Source organism: Streptomyces avidinii (assembly GCF_014650695.1).
Taxonomy (GTDB): Bacteria; Actinomycetota; Actinomycetes; order Streptomycetales; family Streptomycetaceae; genus Streptomyces; species Streptomyces avidinii.
This window is the reverse complement of the sequence record NZ_BMVL01000011.1, coordinates 155,095-170,885: the sequence shown is the minus strand read 5'-3', so window position 1 is coordinate 170,885 and position 15,791 is coordinate 155,095. Positions and strand designations below refer to the sequence as shown.

At 70.6% G+C, this 15,791-nt stretch carries 11 protein-coding genes; 6 read left to right on the top strand and 5 right to left on the bottom strand.

Annotated elements, in window-relative coordinates; genetic code table 11:
- Nucleotides 1–46: 46 nt before the first annotated feature.
- The 3 genes from IE257_RS26935 to IE257_RS26925 all read right to left on the bottom strand — a co-directional run bounded on the left by IE257_RS26935 (nt 47) and on the right by IE257_RS26925 (nt 3,659).
- A complete protein-coding gene (locus IE257_RS26935) occupies nt 47–865 on the bottom strand; it encodes a hypothetical protein (protein WP_189972495.1) in 819 nt (272 codons plus the stop codon).
- Between the two features lie 148 nt (nt 866–1,013).
- Entirely contained in the window at nt 1,014–2,279 is a 1,266-nt protein-coding gene (locus IE257_RS26930) for a metallophosphoesterase (RefSeq protein ID WP_189972494.1), read from the bottom strand.
- A gap of 264 nt (nt 2,280–2,543) precedes the next feature.
- Nucleotides 2,544–3,659, bottom strand: a complete 1,116-nt coding sequence (locus IE257_RS26925) for a LacI family DNA-binding transcriptional regulator (RefSeq protein ID WP_189972493.1) — start codon at nt 3,657–3,659, stop codon at nt 2,544–2,546.
- Between the two features lie 361 nt (nt 3,660–4,020).
- Between IE257_RS26925 and hisC the strand changes: the two genes are divergently transcribed.
- Nucleotides 4,021–5,100, top strand: coding sequence for a histidinol-phosphate transaminase (gene hisC, locus IE257_RS26920; RefSeq protein WP_189972492.1), 1,080 nt, complete (start codon nt 4,021–4,023; stop codon nt 5,098–5,100).
- 154 nt (nt 5,101–5,254) lie between these two features.
- Here the strand turns inward: hisC and IE257_RS26915 are convergent, their stop codons facing one another.
- The gene (locus tag IE257_RS26915) at nt 5,255–5,623 is read right to left on the bottom strand and encodes a cyclophilin-like fold protein (RefSeq protein ID WP_229920678.1); all 369 of its coding nucleotides are present in this window, start codon (nt 5,621–5,623) and stop codon (nt 5,255–5,257) included.
- A 191-nt stretch (nt 5,624–5,814) separates the two neighbouring features.
- On the opposite strand from IE257_RS26915, the gene IE257_RS26910 reads away from it, so the two are divergent.
- The 4 genes from IE257_RS26910 to IE257_RS26895 are packed head-to-tail and all read left to right on the top strand — an operon-like array spanning nt 5,815 to nt 13,850.
- Nucleotides 5,815–7,320 carry a cytochrome ubiquinol oxidase subunit I gene (locus IE257_RS26910; RefSeq protein ID WP_189972490.1) on the top strand — a complete coding sequence of 502 codons (1,506 nt, stop codon included), beginning with the start codon at nt 5,815–5,817 and terminating at the stop codon, nt 7,318–7,320.
- An 18-nt stretch (nt 7,321–7,338) separates the two neighbouring features.
- Nucleotides 7,339–8,340: a cytochrome d ubiquinol oxidase subunit II gene (gene cydB / locus IE257_RS26905; protein WP_189972489.1), complete on the top strand. Its 1,002-nt coding sequence runs from the start codon at nt 7,339–7,341 to the stop codon at nt 8,338–8,340.
- 53 nt (nt 8,341–8,393) lie between these two features.
- On the top strand, nt 8,394–12,029 hold the full coding sequence (cydD, locus tag IE257_RS26900) for a thiol reductant ABC exporter subunit CydD (protein WP_189972488.1): 3,636 nt from the start codon (nt 8,394–8,396) through the stop codon (nt 12,027–12,029).
- Between the two features lie 21 nt (nt 12,030–12,050).
- On the top strand, nt 12,051–13,850 hold the full coding sequence (locus IE257_RS26895; protein ID WP_229920677.1) for a sensor histidine kinase: 1,800 nt from the start codon (nt 12,051–12,053) through the stop codon (nt 13,848–13,850).
- A 21-nt stretch (nt 13,851–13,871) separates the two neighbouring features.
- On the opposite strand, the gene IE257_RS26890 is transcribed toward IE257_RS26895, so the two are convergent.
- Nucleotides 13,872–14,759, bottom strand: coding sequence for a Cof-type HAD-IIB family hydrolase (locus IE257_RS26890; protein WP_189972486.1), 888 nt, complete (start codon nt 14,757–14,759; stop codon nt 13,872–13,874).
- Between the two features lie 106 nt (nt 14,760–14,865).
- On the opposite strand from IE257_RS26890, the gene IE257_RS26885 reads away from it, so the two are divergent.
- The gene (locus IE257_RS26885) at nt 14,866–15,771 is read left to right on the top strand and encodes an LLM class flavin-dependent oxidoreductase (protein ID WP_189972485.1); all 906 of its coding nucleotides are present in this window, start codon (nt 14,866–14,868) and stop codon (nt 15,769–15,771) included.
- The last annotated feature ends 20 nt before the right edge of the window (nt 15,772–15,791 follow it).

Sequence of the window (15,791 nt, the reverse complement as noted above, 5' to 3'; positions counted from 1 at the left end):
TCCGTCCTGTGCCCGGGGCGCCCGGGCGGTGGCGACGCGCCGTGCGTCACTCCCGCTCGTGCTCCGGGCCGCCGAAGTCCGGGCTCGTGAAGTCCGGAGGCGTGTAGCCGGGCCGCGGGGTTTCCGACGGGGAGCCCGGGCTCGTGAAGTCGGGTCGGCTGTATCCCAGGTTGGGGATCCGCCCCGCCGCCGGGGTGCGGGGGGTGGGAAAGCCCGGGCCCGCACTCGGGTCGGCCAGCGCGTCCCGCAGGAAGGGCATGATGCCGCGCTCCAGAAGGGCGTGCCGCCAGGCCTCACGGGCTCGTGCGACCTCGTCGGGTATCGCCTCGGTCTCGTCCGCGACCACCTCGGTCGCGGAGTTGCGCACAGCCGTCACCAACAGTCCGATCACGGCGAAGAGCAGCGCGGCCGCGGTGAGCCCGCCGAAGAGCCAACCCGCCGTCAGCATGGTTTCGGCGAAAGCCGGTTCGGGCTCGATCATCTTCAGGATGTAGCCGACGAGCAGGAAGATCAGCATGGCGGTGCCCGCGAGGACGGGTGCGAGGACCGCGACCACGGCGCTGACGCCCGCGCCGCCATCGCTGCCCTGCCCGCCGTCCTCGTCCGTCGCCGTGCTGGGCGCGGTCAGTACCTCGTCACGCCGTTCCTCACGGACCTTCACGTAGTGGCCGTACTCGGCGGCGGCTGCGGCCGCCAGCAGGGCGCTGGCCCCCTGGGCCATGGTGCGCAGCTGTTCGGCGTTCAGCCGTTCGCCGAGCGTGGCGAGTTCGGGCCGCTCGTGCGCGGCGCGCAGCGCCTCGTCGACGAGCCGTTCGAACTCCGGCCGGTCTTCGGTCAGCAGGTGCGGAGCGCTGGTCATGTGCATCCCCCGATGCTCCGTAGAAGCCGGTATGCCCGCGTAGACCCGGGCGCCGGCACAAACGGAGGAGAGCCTGCTACGGATAGAGCGATGGTAGAGCGCCCACGCCACGCCGTGACAGGGGCTTTCCGGAAATACCCCTCTCCGTAAGCTCTCAGTCGCTCAGGGGGAGTTGTACGACAAGTAGTTTGCCTGCCATTGTCACGCCGCCGTCCATGGCGATGGCGAGCCCTTCCGCGTACACGTGAGGGCCGTCCACGGCCTCGGGGCCGCGGGACTCGTCGCCGTCCTCCGTGCCCACTTCGCCGAGCAGGTGCGGGATGGGGCTGTGCCCGTGGACGACGCGGCTGCCGCCGTAGGTGTCGAGCAGTTCGCGGACGGCGGCCGGGCCGGTGCCCTCGTCGCGGAAGGCGAAGCGCTTGGTGAACTTCCGGAAGAGGTCCCAGGTGATGTCGGCGTCGCCGCGGTTGAGGAGCTCGTGGATGGTGTCGTTGACGTCCTCGATGGAGTCGCCGTAGTCGAGGTAGGCCGTGGTGTCGGAGTGCAGCAGCAGGTGGCCCTCCTCCAGGACGGCCGCGTCCAGGCGCGACATCCACTGCAGGTGGACGTCCTGCAGGCGCTCCATGTCGGTGCGCTGGCCGCCGTTGAGGAGCCAGGCGGCCTGGAAGGTGGCGGTGCCGGCACCGGAGACGACGGGGGTGTCGCCGAACCGCTTGGCGCCGATGAGCAGCAACTCGTGGTTGCCCATCAGGGCCTTGCAGTAGCCGCCGGCGGCCGCGGCCTCGGCGGACAGCCGCATGACGAGGTCGATGACGCCGATGCCGTCGGGGCCGCGGTCGGTGAAGTCGCCGAGGAACCAGAGCCGGGCGTTGCCCGCGGACCAGCGGCGCTCGGCGTCGATCAGGCTCTGGGCCTGGAGTTCGGTGACGAGCTCGTCGAGGTAGCCGTGGACGTCGCCGACGACGTAGAGCGGTCCGGGGCCGGCGGCCTGGTCCTGGGGCACGTACTGGACCTGGACGGTGTCGCCGGGGCCGCCGAGTGCGCCGCGGCCGATGACGGGCAGGTCCCGGTAGGTCGGTGTGTAGCCCTCCGGCTCCTCCTCGTCGGAGCCCTGGGTCGTCGCGTGCGCGGGTTCGACGTCGGGGCGCACGTGGAGATGCGTGTCGGGGTACGGAGCCTGCGGCGCGGCGGGCTGCTGCGGCGCAGGCAGGTGCGCGGGCGCCTGCGGCGGGTACCCCGGCTGCGGCGGCACGCTCGGCGTGGCGCCGTTCTCGTAGTACGCCGGATACTCGCCGTAGACGGGTGCCTCGCCGGGCAGCCCGGTGGACACGGCGTACACGGCGGGTTCGGTGACTGGAACCCGGAAGTCCCGCAGCGTGTCCGTCCGCATCGCGGGTCCCTGACCGGCCCCCTGAGTCATCGACCCCTCCACCACCGTCGCGCTGCCGTACACCTGCGGACCCTCCTGACCTCCGAGGAGGAGGGTCCGTGATGTCGTGCGCCCATCATAGGAATGCGGCTCGCGCTCTGTGACGCACCAGGGGTGGTGAATCCTGTGCGGAGCCGATCGTTCCTACCGCTTTCTCCCGATATCGGTGTTGCTGAAATCCTCGGCCGGTCCTTGGTCGGTGGTCGGACTGTCCTCGGTCGGCCCTTCGACAGGCCGACCGGACGGTCTGTCGGTCTAGTCCTGTGCTGGAGAACGGGGCGGGCTGACGGTCGTGCGCGGCTGCCTGCGCTGCGACGAGGTACGGATGATGAGTTCGGTCGGGACGACCTGTTCGACGGGATGCCCGGTGTTCACTCCCTCGATCGCGTCGATGAGCAGCTGCACGACGGCGGTGCCGATGCGGCGCGGTTTGAGGGACAGGGTGGTGATCGGCGGTTCGGTGTTGGCGTAGACGGTGGACTCGCTGCAGCACACGAGCAGCAGGTCCTCGGGGACGCGCAGGCCGTAGCGCCGGGCGGCGGCGAGCAGGTCGGTGCCGTTGGGGTCGAAGAGCCCGTAGACCGCGTCGGGCCGGTCGGGGCGGGCGAGGAGCCGGTCGGCGGCCACGGCGCCCGCGCACGGGTCGTGGGCGGGGTAGGACTCGTAGACGGGGTCCTGGCCGACGCGCTCGCACCAGTTGAGGTACGCGGTGGTGGAGAGCCGGGTGTAGGTGTCGGTGGTGGTCCCGGTCAGCAGCCCGATCCGGCGGGCGCCGGCGGCGGCGAGGTGGTCGAGGAGGCCGAGTACGGCGGCCTCGTGGTCGTTGTCGACCCAGGCGGTGACGGGGAGGGAGCCTGCGGGGCGGCCGTCGGAGACCACGGGCAGGCCTTGGCGGACCAGTTCGGTGACGACGGGATCGTGGTCGGAGGGATCGATGACGACGGTGCCGTCGAGGGCGACGTTGGACCACACGTCGTGGCGGGAGGTGGCGGGGAGGATGACCAGGGCGTAGCCGCGGGCGAGCGCGGCGGAGGTGGCGGCCCTGGCCATCTCGGCGAAGTAGGCGAATTCGGTAAAGGTGAAAGGTTCATCCCCGTATGTCGTCACGGTCAGGCCGATGAGGCCCGACTTGCCGGTACGGAGGGTGCGGGCGGCGGCCGACGGGCGGTAGCCCAGGCGATCGGCCACCTCGCGAACGTGGCGGCGGGTGGCGTCGGGCAGCCGTCCCTTGCCATTGAGCGCGTCGGAGACGGTTGTGATGGAGACGCCCGCCGCGGCGGCCACGTCCCTGATGCCGGCCCGGCCCTGTCGGCCGGCGGCCCGCCGGGTGGTCTCGGTCCGGCTCACCTGATGCTTCCCTGCTGCTGTCATGGCGAGCCGATAGTAGGGCTCGGTGGGGAGGGTGGTCCGGGTGCATATGCACGCGTTGACAGGCACGATTCTGCATGGTTCGCCACCCCCAATGACCTTGGAAATGAAGGCATTTGATCGCTCAGAGTGGGGGTGGGGCTTGTCGTCGGGTCCGGGCATGCCAAAACGATGGGATCTCGGGCCGGTCTCAACTCACCTGCACGAGGGATGCGCGCCACGGCGCAGGCCACCGGCGCGCGCATATATGCGCGCGCTCCCCCGCATTCCAGGCGCCCCCATTCTCGGAACGGCGGAATCCTCATAAGGTGAGCAGTATTGAGTCGACGGCGACGTCGTACGGGACGGTCGAGGAGGACCTGCGGTGAGCGAGAAGAGCCCGAAGCTGCGCGCCGAGCTGGACGGCATTCCGACATACAAGCCCGGCAAGCCGGCTGCCGCCGGGGGGCCTGTCGCGTACAAGCTGTCCTCGAACGAGAACCCGTACCCGCCGCTGCCGGGCGTGCTGGAGACCGCGGTCACGGCCGCCGGGAACTTCAACCGGTACCCCGACATGGCCTGCACCGGCCTCGTGAACGAGCTCGCCGAGCGCTTCGGGGTGCCGGTCGAGCACATCGCCACGGGCACCGGCTCGGTCGGTGTGGCGCAGTCGCTGATCCAGGCGACGGCCGGCCCCGGCGACGAGGTGATCTACGCCTGGCGCTCCTTCGAGGCGTACCCGATCCTCACGCAGATCACGGGCGCGACCTCGGTGCAGGTTCCGCTGACCGACGGCGATGTGCACGACCTCGACGCGATGGCCGCCGCGATCACCGACCGCACCCGACTGATCTTCGTCTGCAACCCGAACAACCCCACCGGCACGGCCGTGCGCCGCGCCGAGCTGGAGCGCTTCCTGGACCAGGTGCCCTCGGACGTCCTGGTGGTCCTGGACGAGGCCTACCGCGAGTTCGTGCGCGATGCGGACGTGCCGGACGGCATCGAGCTCTACCGCTCCCGCCCGAACGTCGCCGTGCTGCGTACGTTCTCCAAGGCGTACGGGCTCGCCGGTCTGCGGGTCGGCTTCGCGGTGGCCCACGAGCCGGTGGCGGCGGCCCTGCGCAAGACGGCGGTTCCCTTCGGCGTCAGCCAGCTCGCGCAGGACGCGGCGGTGGCCTCGCTGCGCGCCGAGGACGAGCTGATGGGCCGTGTCGGGGCACTGGTGAGCGAGCGCACTCGGGTCCACGAGACGCTGGTCGCCCAGGGCTGGACCGTGCCGGACACGCAGGCGAATTTCGTGTGGATGCGGCTGGGGGAGCGCACCGCCGAGTTCGCGGGGGCCTGCGAGAAGGCCGGTGTGGTGGTCCGGCCCTTCGCGGGCGAGGGCCTGCGGGTCACGATCGGTGAGACCGAGGCGAACGACCTCTTCCTGCACACGGCGCAGGCGTTCTTCAAGGAGCTCTAGGGGCTGCGTGGGCTCCTGGAGTCCTGCCGGCTCCGGGGGCTGCGCCGGCTCCGGGAGCCTCGGGGCGGGAGCTCCGGCGTGCTCGGAGCTCCGGGCGGTCGCGGAGCCGCTGGGTCCGCCGGGGATGTCCTGCCGGCCTGACCGTTCCGGTGGCTCAGACGAGTTCCACCCGGACGGGATCGCCGTCGCGGACGGTGGACAGCAGGCGGGGGTCGCCGTCGAAGGAGCCGAGCACGTTGCAGGGGCTCGCGAGGCGGCTCTCGCCGCCGCGCGAGATGGGAGTGGGGCCGTAGGGCAGCGCGAGGGCGTCGCCCTCGGTCCAGAACGCGACCGTGCCGGGATCGACGACCTGCCTCGCGTCGTCCTCCAGGGCGACGGAGACGCCGGTGTCGAAGTAGACCTCCTCGCCCCAGGTGTTCGCGGAGGCGGAAATCGGAAGGGCCTCGGCCAGCGCCTTGCTGGCCGGGGTCTCGTCGAGGGTTGCGGTGAGCTGGCCCGCAGGCCACGAGATTCGTATCTGCATGAGCCGCATTCAACAATCTGTTGAATGGATTGGCTAGAGGGGTACCCCGCCCGAAGGTGTCCGAGAGTGGTGCGACATAATGCTTGTGAATGTGAACGCGTTCACAAGCGTGTCCTACTTACTCCCGTATTGCGTGGGACACACCAGGCAGACTGCCGCTGTGACCACGGCGACCCGAAGGAGACGAGGACGTGGACCTAGCTTTGGCGCCGGAGACTCTGGCGCGATGGCAGTTCGGAATCACCACCGTCTATCACTTCCTCTTCGTGCCTTTGACGATCTCGCTCGCCGCGCTCACGGCCGGCCTGCAGACCGCATGGGTGCGTACCGAGAAGGAGAAGTACCTCAGGGCCACGAAGTTCTGGGGCAAGCTTTTCTTGATCAATATCGCGATGGGTGTCGTCACCGGCATCGTGCAGGAGTTCCAGTTCGGCATGAACTGGTCCGACTACTCGCGATTCGTCGGCGACATCTTCGGGGCCCCCCTCGCCTTCGAGGCACTGATCGCCTTCTTCTTCGAGTCGACCTTCATCGGCCTGTGGATCTTCGGCTGGGACAAGCTGCCGAAGAAGATCCACCTCGCCTGCATCTGGATGGTCTCCATCGGCACCGTCCTGTCCGCCTATTTCATCCTGGCGGCCAATTCCTGGATGCAGCACCCGGTCGGGTACCGCATCAACGAGGAGCGGGGTCGCGCCGAGCTCACCGACTTCTGGGTCGTCCTGACCCAGAACACGGCTCTCACCCAGTTCTTCCACACCATCACGGCCGCCTTCCTGGTCGGCGGCGCCTTCATGGCGGGAATCTCCGCCTATCACCTGGCGCGCAAGAAGCACGTGCCCGTGATGCGGAGCTCGCTGCGCCTCGGCCTGATCGTCATGATCATCGCCGGAATGGGCACGGCGATCAGCGGTGACCTGCTGGGCAAGGTGATGTACAAGCAGCAGCCGATGAAGATGGCCGCCGCGGAAGCGCTGTGGGACGGCGAGGCGCCCGCGCCCTTCTCCGTATTCGCCTACGGAGACGTCGACAAGGGCCACAACAAGGTGGCGATAGAGATCCCCGGCCTGCTCTCGTTCCTGGCCAACGACGACTTCACCTCTTTCGTCCCGGGCATCAACGACGTGAACAAGGCCGAGCAGGAGAAGTACGGCCCCGGCGACTACCGGCCCAACATCGCGGTCGCCTACTGGGGCTTCCGCTGGATGATCGGCTTCGGCATGGCCTCCGTCGGCGTCGGAGCACTGGGGTTGTGGCTGACCCGCAAGCGGCTCCTGCTGCCTGCGCAGCTGCGCACGGAGGAGGACGAGGTCCCGCACCTGGTGCTCTTCAAGAAGCCGCTGAGCCCGAAGTTCGCCAACCTGTACTGGATCGTCGCGCTCTGGACGATGGGCTTCCCGCTGATCGCCAACTCCTGGGGATGGATCTTCACCGAGATGGGCCGCCAGCCCTGGGTGGTCTACGGGGTCCTGCGCACCAGGGACGCCGTCTCGCCGCACGTCTCCCAGGGCGAGGTACTCACCTCGATGATCGGCTTCACGCTGCTGTACGCCGTGCTGGCCGTGATCGAGGTCAAGCTCCTCGTCAAGTACGTCAAGGCCGGACCGCCCGAACTCACCGAGGCAGACCTCAACCCGCCCACCAAGATCGGTGGGGACGACAAGAACCCCGACCGGCCGATGGCCTTCTCGTACTGAGGCCGAGGAGCGCACACCATGCAACTCCACGATGTCTGGTTCGTACTCATCGCCGTCCTGTGGACCGGCTACTTCTTCCTGGAGGGCTTCGACTTCGGAGTCGGCGTACTCACCAAGCTGCTCGCTCGCGACCGCACGGAGAAGCGGGTCCTGATCAACACGATCGGGCCCGTGTGGGACGGCAACGAGGTCTGGCTGCTCACCGCGGGCGGGGCCACCTTCGCCGCCTTCCCCGACTGGTACGCCACCCTCTTCTCCGGCTTCTACCTGCCGCTGCTGATCATTCTGATCTGCCTCATCATCCGTGGCGTCGCCTTCGAGTACCGCCACAAGCGCCCCGAGGACCGCTGGCAGACCAACTGGGAACACGCGATCTTCTGGACCTCGCTGATCCCCGCGTTCCTGTGGGGTGTCGCCTTCGCCAACATCGTGCGCGGCGTCAAGATCGACGAGAACATGGAGTACGTCGGCAGCTTCCTCGACCTGCTGAACGTCTACTCGATCCTCGGCGGACTGGTCACCCTCACCCTGTTCACCTTCCACGGCGCGGTCTTCGCCTCGCTCAAGACCGTCGGTGACATCCGGGATCGCTCGCGGAAGCTGGCGACCCGGCTGGGCGTCGTCACCGCCGTCCTGGCCCTGGTCTTCCTGGGCTGGACCCAGGTCTCGCGCGGCGACGGCACGAGTCTGATCGCGATGGTCGTCGCGGTGCTGGCGCTGGTCGCGGCACTCGGCTTCAACCTGGCCGGCCGCGAGGGCTGGTCGTTCGCACTCTCCGGGGTCACCATCGCGGCGGCCGTCGCGATGCTCTTCCTCACGCTCTTCCCGAACGTCATGCCGTCCTCGCTGAACGACGCCTGGAACCTCACGGTCACCAACGCCTCGTCCAGCCCGTACACCCTGAAGATCATGACCTGGTGTGCGGCCGTGGCCACCCCGCTCGTCCTGCTCTACCAGGGCTGGACGTACTGGGTGTTCCGCAAGCGGATCGGGACGCAGCACATCGTCGACGTGCACTGAGTTCCTGCGCATGACCCGCCTGTCCGGCTGACCTCCCCGAGGGGATGTTTCACGTGAAACCGATCGACCCGCGCCTGCTCCGGTACGCCCGTTCCACCCGCCTCTTCCTGGGGGCGGTGGTGGCCCTGGGTCTTGCCGGAGCGGGGTTGGTCGTCGGTCAGGCGATGCTGATCGCCGAGGTCGTGGTCGGTGCCTTCGAGCAGGGGCTCGACGGGCGGGCGCTGCGGACGCCCCTGCTGCTGCTCGCGGCGGTGGCGCTCGGGCGCGGGTTGATCGCCTGGCTGACGGAACTGGCCGCGCACCGGGCCGGCGCGGCGGTCAAGTCGGAGCTGCGGGGCAGGTTGCTGGACCGGGCCGCGGAGCTCGGACCCGGGTGGCTGACCGGGCAGCGCACCGGATCGCTGGTGTCACTGGCCACCCGCGGGGTGGACGCGCTCGACGACTACTTCTCCCGCTACCTGCCCCAGCTGGGGCTCGCGGTGGTCGTTCCGGTGGCAGTGCTCGCCCGCATCGTCACCGAGGACTGGGTGTCGGCGGCCATCATCGTGGTGACGCTGCCGCTGATCCCGGTGTTCATGATCCTCATCGGCATGGCCACCCAGTCCCGGATGGACCGCCAGTGGCGACTGCTGTCCCGGCTGTCGGGGCACTTCCTGGACGTGGTGGCCGGTCTTCCCACCCTGAAGGTCTTCGGCCGGGCCAAGGCGCAGGCCGAGTCGATCCGCAAGATCACCGACGATTACCGGCGCGCGACGATGCGGACCCTGCGCATCGCCTTCCTCTCCTCCTTCGCACTGGAGCTGTTGGCGACCCTGTCCGTGGCCCTGGTGGCCGTCACCATCGGCATGCGGCTGGTCCACGGCGAACTGGACCTCTACACCGGCCTGGTGATCCTGATCCTGGCTCCCGAGGCGTACCTGCCACTGCGCCAGGTCGGGGCCCAGTACCACGCCGCCGCCGAAGGGCTGGCGGCCGCCGAGGAGATCTTCGAGGTCCTGGAGACCCCCGCCACCGGTCCGGCCGGTACGGCCGAGCTGCCGGCCGGCGCTCCCCTGCGGATCGAGATCGACGGGATCGCCGTCCGCTACGAGGGCCGGGGCGAGGACTCCCCGAGGCCGGTCTCCCTGACGGTCGGGCCGGGGGAGTGCGTGGCCCTCACCGGCCCGAGCGGAGCGGGGAAGTCCACCCTCCTCCAAGTACTGCTGGGGTTCGTGACGCCGACCGCCGGGCGGGTACGGGTCGCGGGGGTGGACCTGGCCGAACTGTCTCAGGAGCACTGGCGGGACCGGATCGCCTGGGTGCCGCAGCGCCCGCACCTGTTCGCCGGGACGATCGCCGAGAACGTCCGGCTGGCCCGCCCGGGGGCCTGTGACGACGATGTGGCCGCGGCGTTGAAGGACGCCGGGGCCTGGGACTTCGTGAGCGCCCTGCCGAGGGGGGCGCAGACCCCGCTGGGTGAGGGCGGTGTGGGGCTGTCCGCCGGACAGCGGCAGCGGCTGGCCCTGGCGCGCGCGTTCCTGGCGGACCGGCCCGTGCTGCTGCTGGACGAGCCGACCGCGGCGCTCGACGGCGAGACCGAGGCGGGGATCGTGGACGCGGTCCGGCGGCTTTCCGCGGGACGGACCGTCCTGCTGGTCGTGCACCGGCCGGCACTGCTCGCCGTCGCGGACCGGGTGGTGACGATGGCTGCCGGTGACGGCCCCGGGGCGCTTTCGGGGCCGTCGGCCGGGCGGGCACTCCCCCGCCGCGCCGCGTCCCCGGTCGGCGCCGAGTTCCTGTCCTCCGGTGCGTCCGGCGATCACGCTTCGGATGCCGGCGATCACGCCCCGGACGCCGGGGAGTGGATCCTCGGTACCGCGCCCGAGCGGGCGTGGTCCGGCGGCCCCGGCCCGGTCCCGGCCGGTGTGGGGGCGGCCGGCTCTGTTGCGCCGCACGACCCGTTGCGCCGGGTACGGGCGGTCGCACGAGCCTGGCAAGGACGGTTCCGGCTAGGGCTGTTGCTGGGGGCGCTGGCCGTCGGATGCAGCGTCGGCCTGATGGCCGTGTCGGGCTGGCTGATCTCTCGCGCCTCGGAACAGCCGCCCGTGCTCTACCTGATGGTGGCCGTCACGGCCACCCGCGCCTTCGGCATGGGCCGCGCCGTCTTCCGATACGCCGAGCGGCTCGTCTCCCACGACGCCGTGCTGCGGATGCTCGCCGACCTGCGGGTCTCCGTGTACCGCCGACTGGAGCGCATCGCACCCGCCGGACTGCGCGAACACCGGCGCGGGGACCTGCTGGCCCGGCTGGTGGCCGACGCCGACGCACTTCAGGACTACTGGCTGCGCTGGCTGCTGCCCGTCGGCACCGCCGTGCTCGTCGGAACCGGCTCGGTCGCCTTCACCACCTGGCTGCTTCCCGAGGCCGGAGCCGTGCTCGCCGTCGGACTGCTCGCCGCCGGCATCGGGGTGCCGCTGGTGAGCGGAGCCTGCGCCCGGCACGCCGAGCGCAGGCTCGCGCCCGCCCGGGGCGAACTCGCCACCCAGGTGGCCGATCTGCTCACCGGCACCGCTGAGCTGACGGTGGCCGGCGCCCTGGAGGACCGCAAGGGACGGGCGCGGGAGAGCGACGGTCTGCTGACCCGCATCGCCGCCAGGGGCTCGGCCGCGGCCGGGCTGGGCAGCGGTCTGTCGGCCCTTCTGTGCGGGCTCACCGTCGTGGCCGCCGCGGCTGTCGCCTCCGACGCCGTGCACGACGGACGGCTTTCCGGCGTGGCCATGGCCGTCGCGGTCCTGACACCGCTGGCTGCCTTCGAGGCGGTGAACGGACTCCCGCTCGCCGTCCAGTACCGCCAGCGGGTGCGCCGCAGCGCGGAGCGGGTCTACGAGGTCATCGACGCGACGGTCCCGGTCGCCGAGCCCGAGCAGGCTGCCGCGGCCCCCGCCACGCCGTTCCCGCTGCGGCTGTCGGGACTCACCGCCCGCCACCCCGGCCAGGAACGTGCCGCGCTGCGCGACATGAACCTGACCCTGGAGGCCGGCCGTCGCATCGCCGTCGTCGGGCTCTCGGGGTCCGGCAAGACCACCCTGGCGCAGGTCCTCCTCCGGTTCCTGGATCCGGCCGAGGGCACGTACGACCTGGGCGGGAGCGACGTGCGGACCCTCGACGGCGACGACGTCCGCGCCCTCGTGGGCCTGTGCGCCCAGGACGCCCACATCTTCGACAGCTCGGTACGGGAGAACCTGCGCCTGGCCCGGACCGGTGCGAGCGAGGAGCAGTTGCGGGAAGCGCTCGCCGCGGCCCGGCTGCTGGAGTGGGCGGACGGCCTTCCGGACGGGCTGGACACGCTGGTCGGTGAGCACGGGGAGCGGATCTCGGGTGGCCAGCGCCAGCGGCTGGCCCTGGCGCGGGCGCTGCTCGCCGACTTCCCCGTACTGGTGCTGGACGAGCCGGCCGAGCATCTGGACCTGGCCACGGCGGATGCCCTGACGGCGGACCTGCTGGCCGCGACCGAGGGCCGGACCACCGTGCTGATCACGCACCGGCTGGCCGGCCTGGAGGCGGTCGACGAGGTTCTCGTGCTGGACCGCGGCGAGGTCGTGCAGCGCGGCCCGTACGCGGAGCTGGCCGTTGCCGAGGGACCGCTGCGGCGGCTGCTGGAGCGGGAAAGGGCAACGGACGGGACTTTGGCCAACTTTCCCCGCCAATAGGGACTAACTACTCTCAAGACCATGTCAGCGCAGCAGCCGCAGGAATCGCCGGATCCGTCAGCGGGTTCATCGACGGATCCCTCCACGGATCCGTCGGCGGGGACGGCCGCATCACCGGACCCGCTTGTGGCTGCCACCCGGGCCGCCAGGAGTCTGCACGGCCTGTCCACCGAGCTCACGGCCCGTGTCCCGCAGCTGCTGGAGGCCATGAGGTCGGTCGGGACCGGGCTCGAACTGCACTCCACGCTGGACCGGATCTGCGAGACCGCGGCCGAGCTCGCGGACGCCCGCTACGCGGCGATCGGCGTCGTCGACACGGAGGGCCGCGGGCTCTCGGACTTCGTCACCCACGGAATCAGCCCCGCGGACGCCCGGAAGATCGGACACCGTCCCGACGGGAAACGGGGACTGCTCGGAGCATTGATCTCCCACTCCGACACGGTGCGGCTGGCCGATCTGACGAAGGACCCGCGCTCGGCGGGGTTCCCGCCGCACCACCCGCCCATGAAGACCTTTCTCGGCGTGCCGATCCGGGTGCAGGGAGAGATCTTCGGCAATCTCTACCTCGCCGAGAAGAAGGGCGGCGGCGAGTTCAACGACTACGACCTCCACATGGTCCGCGTGCTGGCCACCGAGGCCGGCATCGCCATCGGCAACGCCCGGCTGTACGAGGCCGCCACCCAGCGCGAGCGGTGGATCGACGGATCGGTGGCCGTCACCACCGCCCTCCTGTCCGGCGGGGACGCCGACGACGCCCTCGCGGTGGTCGCCGAACAGGCCCGCCGACTGGCCGACTCCGCCGCCGGGATCGTCCTGCTGCCGGCCGAGGAGGGCGGGATGGAGATCGTCGCGGTCTCCGCCGAGAACCCGGCCACTTCGCTCGGTGTGGTGATCCCGGCCGAGAGCCCGGTGGTGGACCGGTTGCTGGAGGGCGAGCCGGTGTTCGTGGACGACGCGGCCGCCGACCCTCGCATGATCGGCAAGCTCACCAGCCAGTACGGCCCCTGCATGATGCTGCCCCTGCAGAGCGGCGGGCGGGTGCTGGGCGCGCTGGTCACCCCCCGGGCCCGCGGCGGGCGGCCCTTCACCGAGGCCGAGCGAACGCTGGCCACACAGTTCGCCTCCCAGGCGGCGCTCGCCCTGATGATGGCCGAGGCACAGCGCGACCGCGAACGGCTGGCGGTGTTCGAGGACCGCGACCGGATCGCCCGCGACCTTCACGACCTGGTCATCCAGCGGCTCTTCGCCACCGGGCTGATGCTGGAGGGCGCCCAGCGCCGGTCCATCGTCCCCGAGGTGCGCGACGGCGTGGGCAAGGCCGTGGACGAACTGGACGTGACGATCCAGGAGATCCGCACCGCGATCTTCGCCCTCCAGCAGGGACCGGCAGAGGCCCCCTCCGGGTTGCGCACCCGAGTGCTGCGCGAGATCAACATGGCCGCTGTGCCCCTGGGTTTCAAGCCCGCGCACCGCTTCCTCGGACCGATCGACGCGGCCGTCGGCGAGCTGGTCGGCAAGAACCTGATCGCCGCGCTCCGCGAGGCGCTGTCCAATGCCTTCCGCCATGCCGAGGCGACCCGGATCGAGGTGGTGCTCGACTCGACGGTCACGCTCGCCGACGGCCGGCCCGGGGTCCGGCTGGAGGTCGCCGACAACGGGGTGGGCATCGCCGAGGGCGGCCGCCGCAGCGGACTGCGGAACCTGCGTCGCCGGGCCGAGTCGCTGGGCGGTTCGAGTTCGTACGGCCCGGGCATCGGGGATGACGGCGGCGGGACCACCGTGGTGTGGGAGGCCCCGCTCCAGCCTGCCGTCCAGGCCTGATCCGGCCCGGTCGGCAGGTTCTCAGGCCTGCTGCTGCGCGGTCCGTTCGGCCAGGATGCGCTCGATGACGAGGGCGACCCCGTCCTCGTTGTTGGCGACCGTGCTGCCGGACGCTGCCGCGATCACATCCGGGTGGGCATTGCCCATCGCGTACGAGGTGCCTGCCCAGCTGAGCATTTCCACGTCGTTCGGCATGTCTCCGAAGGCGACGACCTCGGCGGGGGAAATGCCCCGCTCGGCGCAGCACAGGGCGAGGGTGCTGGCCTTGGACACGCCCGGTCCGCTGACTTCGAGCAGGGAGGTGGGACTGGAGCGAGTGATCGACGCATGCTCGCCCGCGGCGGAGCGTGCCAGCGCCAGGAACTCGTCCGGGGCCAGCTCGGCGTGGTGGGCCAGGAGCTTGAGCACGGGCGCGGCGTCTTCGTCCGTGTCCTCGTGGAGCAGCTTCTCGGCGGTCGCGACCCTGGCGCCCGGGTCCTTGAAGAAGGGCGGGTACGCGGGCTCGTAGTTGATGCCGGTGGTCAGTTCGACCGCGAAGGAAGTGCCGGGGGCGGCAGCCCGCAGGGCATCGACGACGGCGAGTGCGGCCACCCGCGGCAGGGCCCTCACCTGTACGAACTCTCGTCCGGCGTGCAGATCGACCACTGCCGCGCCGTTCGCGCAGATCGCGAGGCCATGGCCGTGGACATGGTCGCTGACCACATCCATCCAGCGGGCCGGGCGGCCGGTGACGAAGAAGACCTCGATTCCGGCCTCCTCGGCAGCGGCGAGCGCGGCGATGGTGCGCGGCGAGACGGACTTGTCGTCGCGCAGCAGGGTGCCGTCGAGGTCGGTGGCGATGAGCCGGGGAGTGGGGGTTGGCCCGTCCGGGCGCTGGGGAGCCGAGGTCACGGCTCCATCTTCGCCCATGGCCGATGGCGTCCCGACCATGGGCGGGAGGCCTGCCACCTCGGGCGATGTTTCACGTGAAACACCGTGTTTCACGTGAAACATAGGCTCGCCGTAGGCTCGGAGCATGAGTCTGCGTCTGAGCACGGTGATCCTTCCGGTACGTCGATGGCACGAGGGGGGTCGCGATCAGTGGCTCCGGGCTGAGCAGCTCGGATTCCACACCGCCTACACCTACGACCACCTGTCCTGGCGGACGTTCCGCGACGGCCCGTGGTTCGGTGCGGTACCCACCCTGACCGCGGCGGCCACCGCCACCGAGCGGATGCGCCTGGGCACCCTTGTCACATCGCCGAACTTCCGTCACCCGGTGACCCTCGCCAAGGACCTCATCAGCCTGGACGACATCTCCGGCGGACGCATCACCCTGGGCATCGGCGCAGGCGGCAACGGATTCGACGCGACCGCGCTGGGCCAGGATGCCTGGTCCCCGCGTGAGCGCGCCGACCGCTTCGCCGAGTTCGTACCCCTGCTGGACCAGCTGCTGAGCGAGGCCTCGGTGAGCCACGAGGGCACCTTCTACTCCGCCGAGGAGGCCCGCAACATCCCCGGGTGCGTGCAGCGGCCGCGGCTGCCGTTCGCAGTCGCCGCGAACGGGCCGCGCGGCATGCGGCTCGCCGCCCGGCACGGCCAGGCCTGGGTGACCACGGGCGACCCGAAGCTCTTCGAGGAGGGCACGCCCGAGCAGTCGCGGGAGGCCCTGCGCGGGCAGCTCGAACGACTCGGCAAGACCTTCTTGGAAATCGGGCGGGATCCCGAGTCCGTGGAGAAGATCCTGCTGACCGGCTTCACCCCCGAGGCCAACACCGTGCTGGCGTCGGTGGACGCGTTCGTCGACTTCGCCGGTCGGCACCGCGAGCTGGGCTTCACCGAGCTGGTGATCCACGCTCCGATCCCGGACTCCGACTTCGCCTCAGACGAGGCCGTGTTCGAGAAGATCGCCACCGAGGCCCTGGCCCAGCTCGGCAGCTGATCCACCGGTCGTCGCCACTC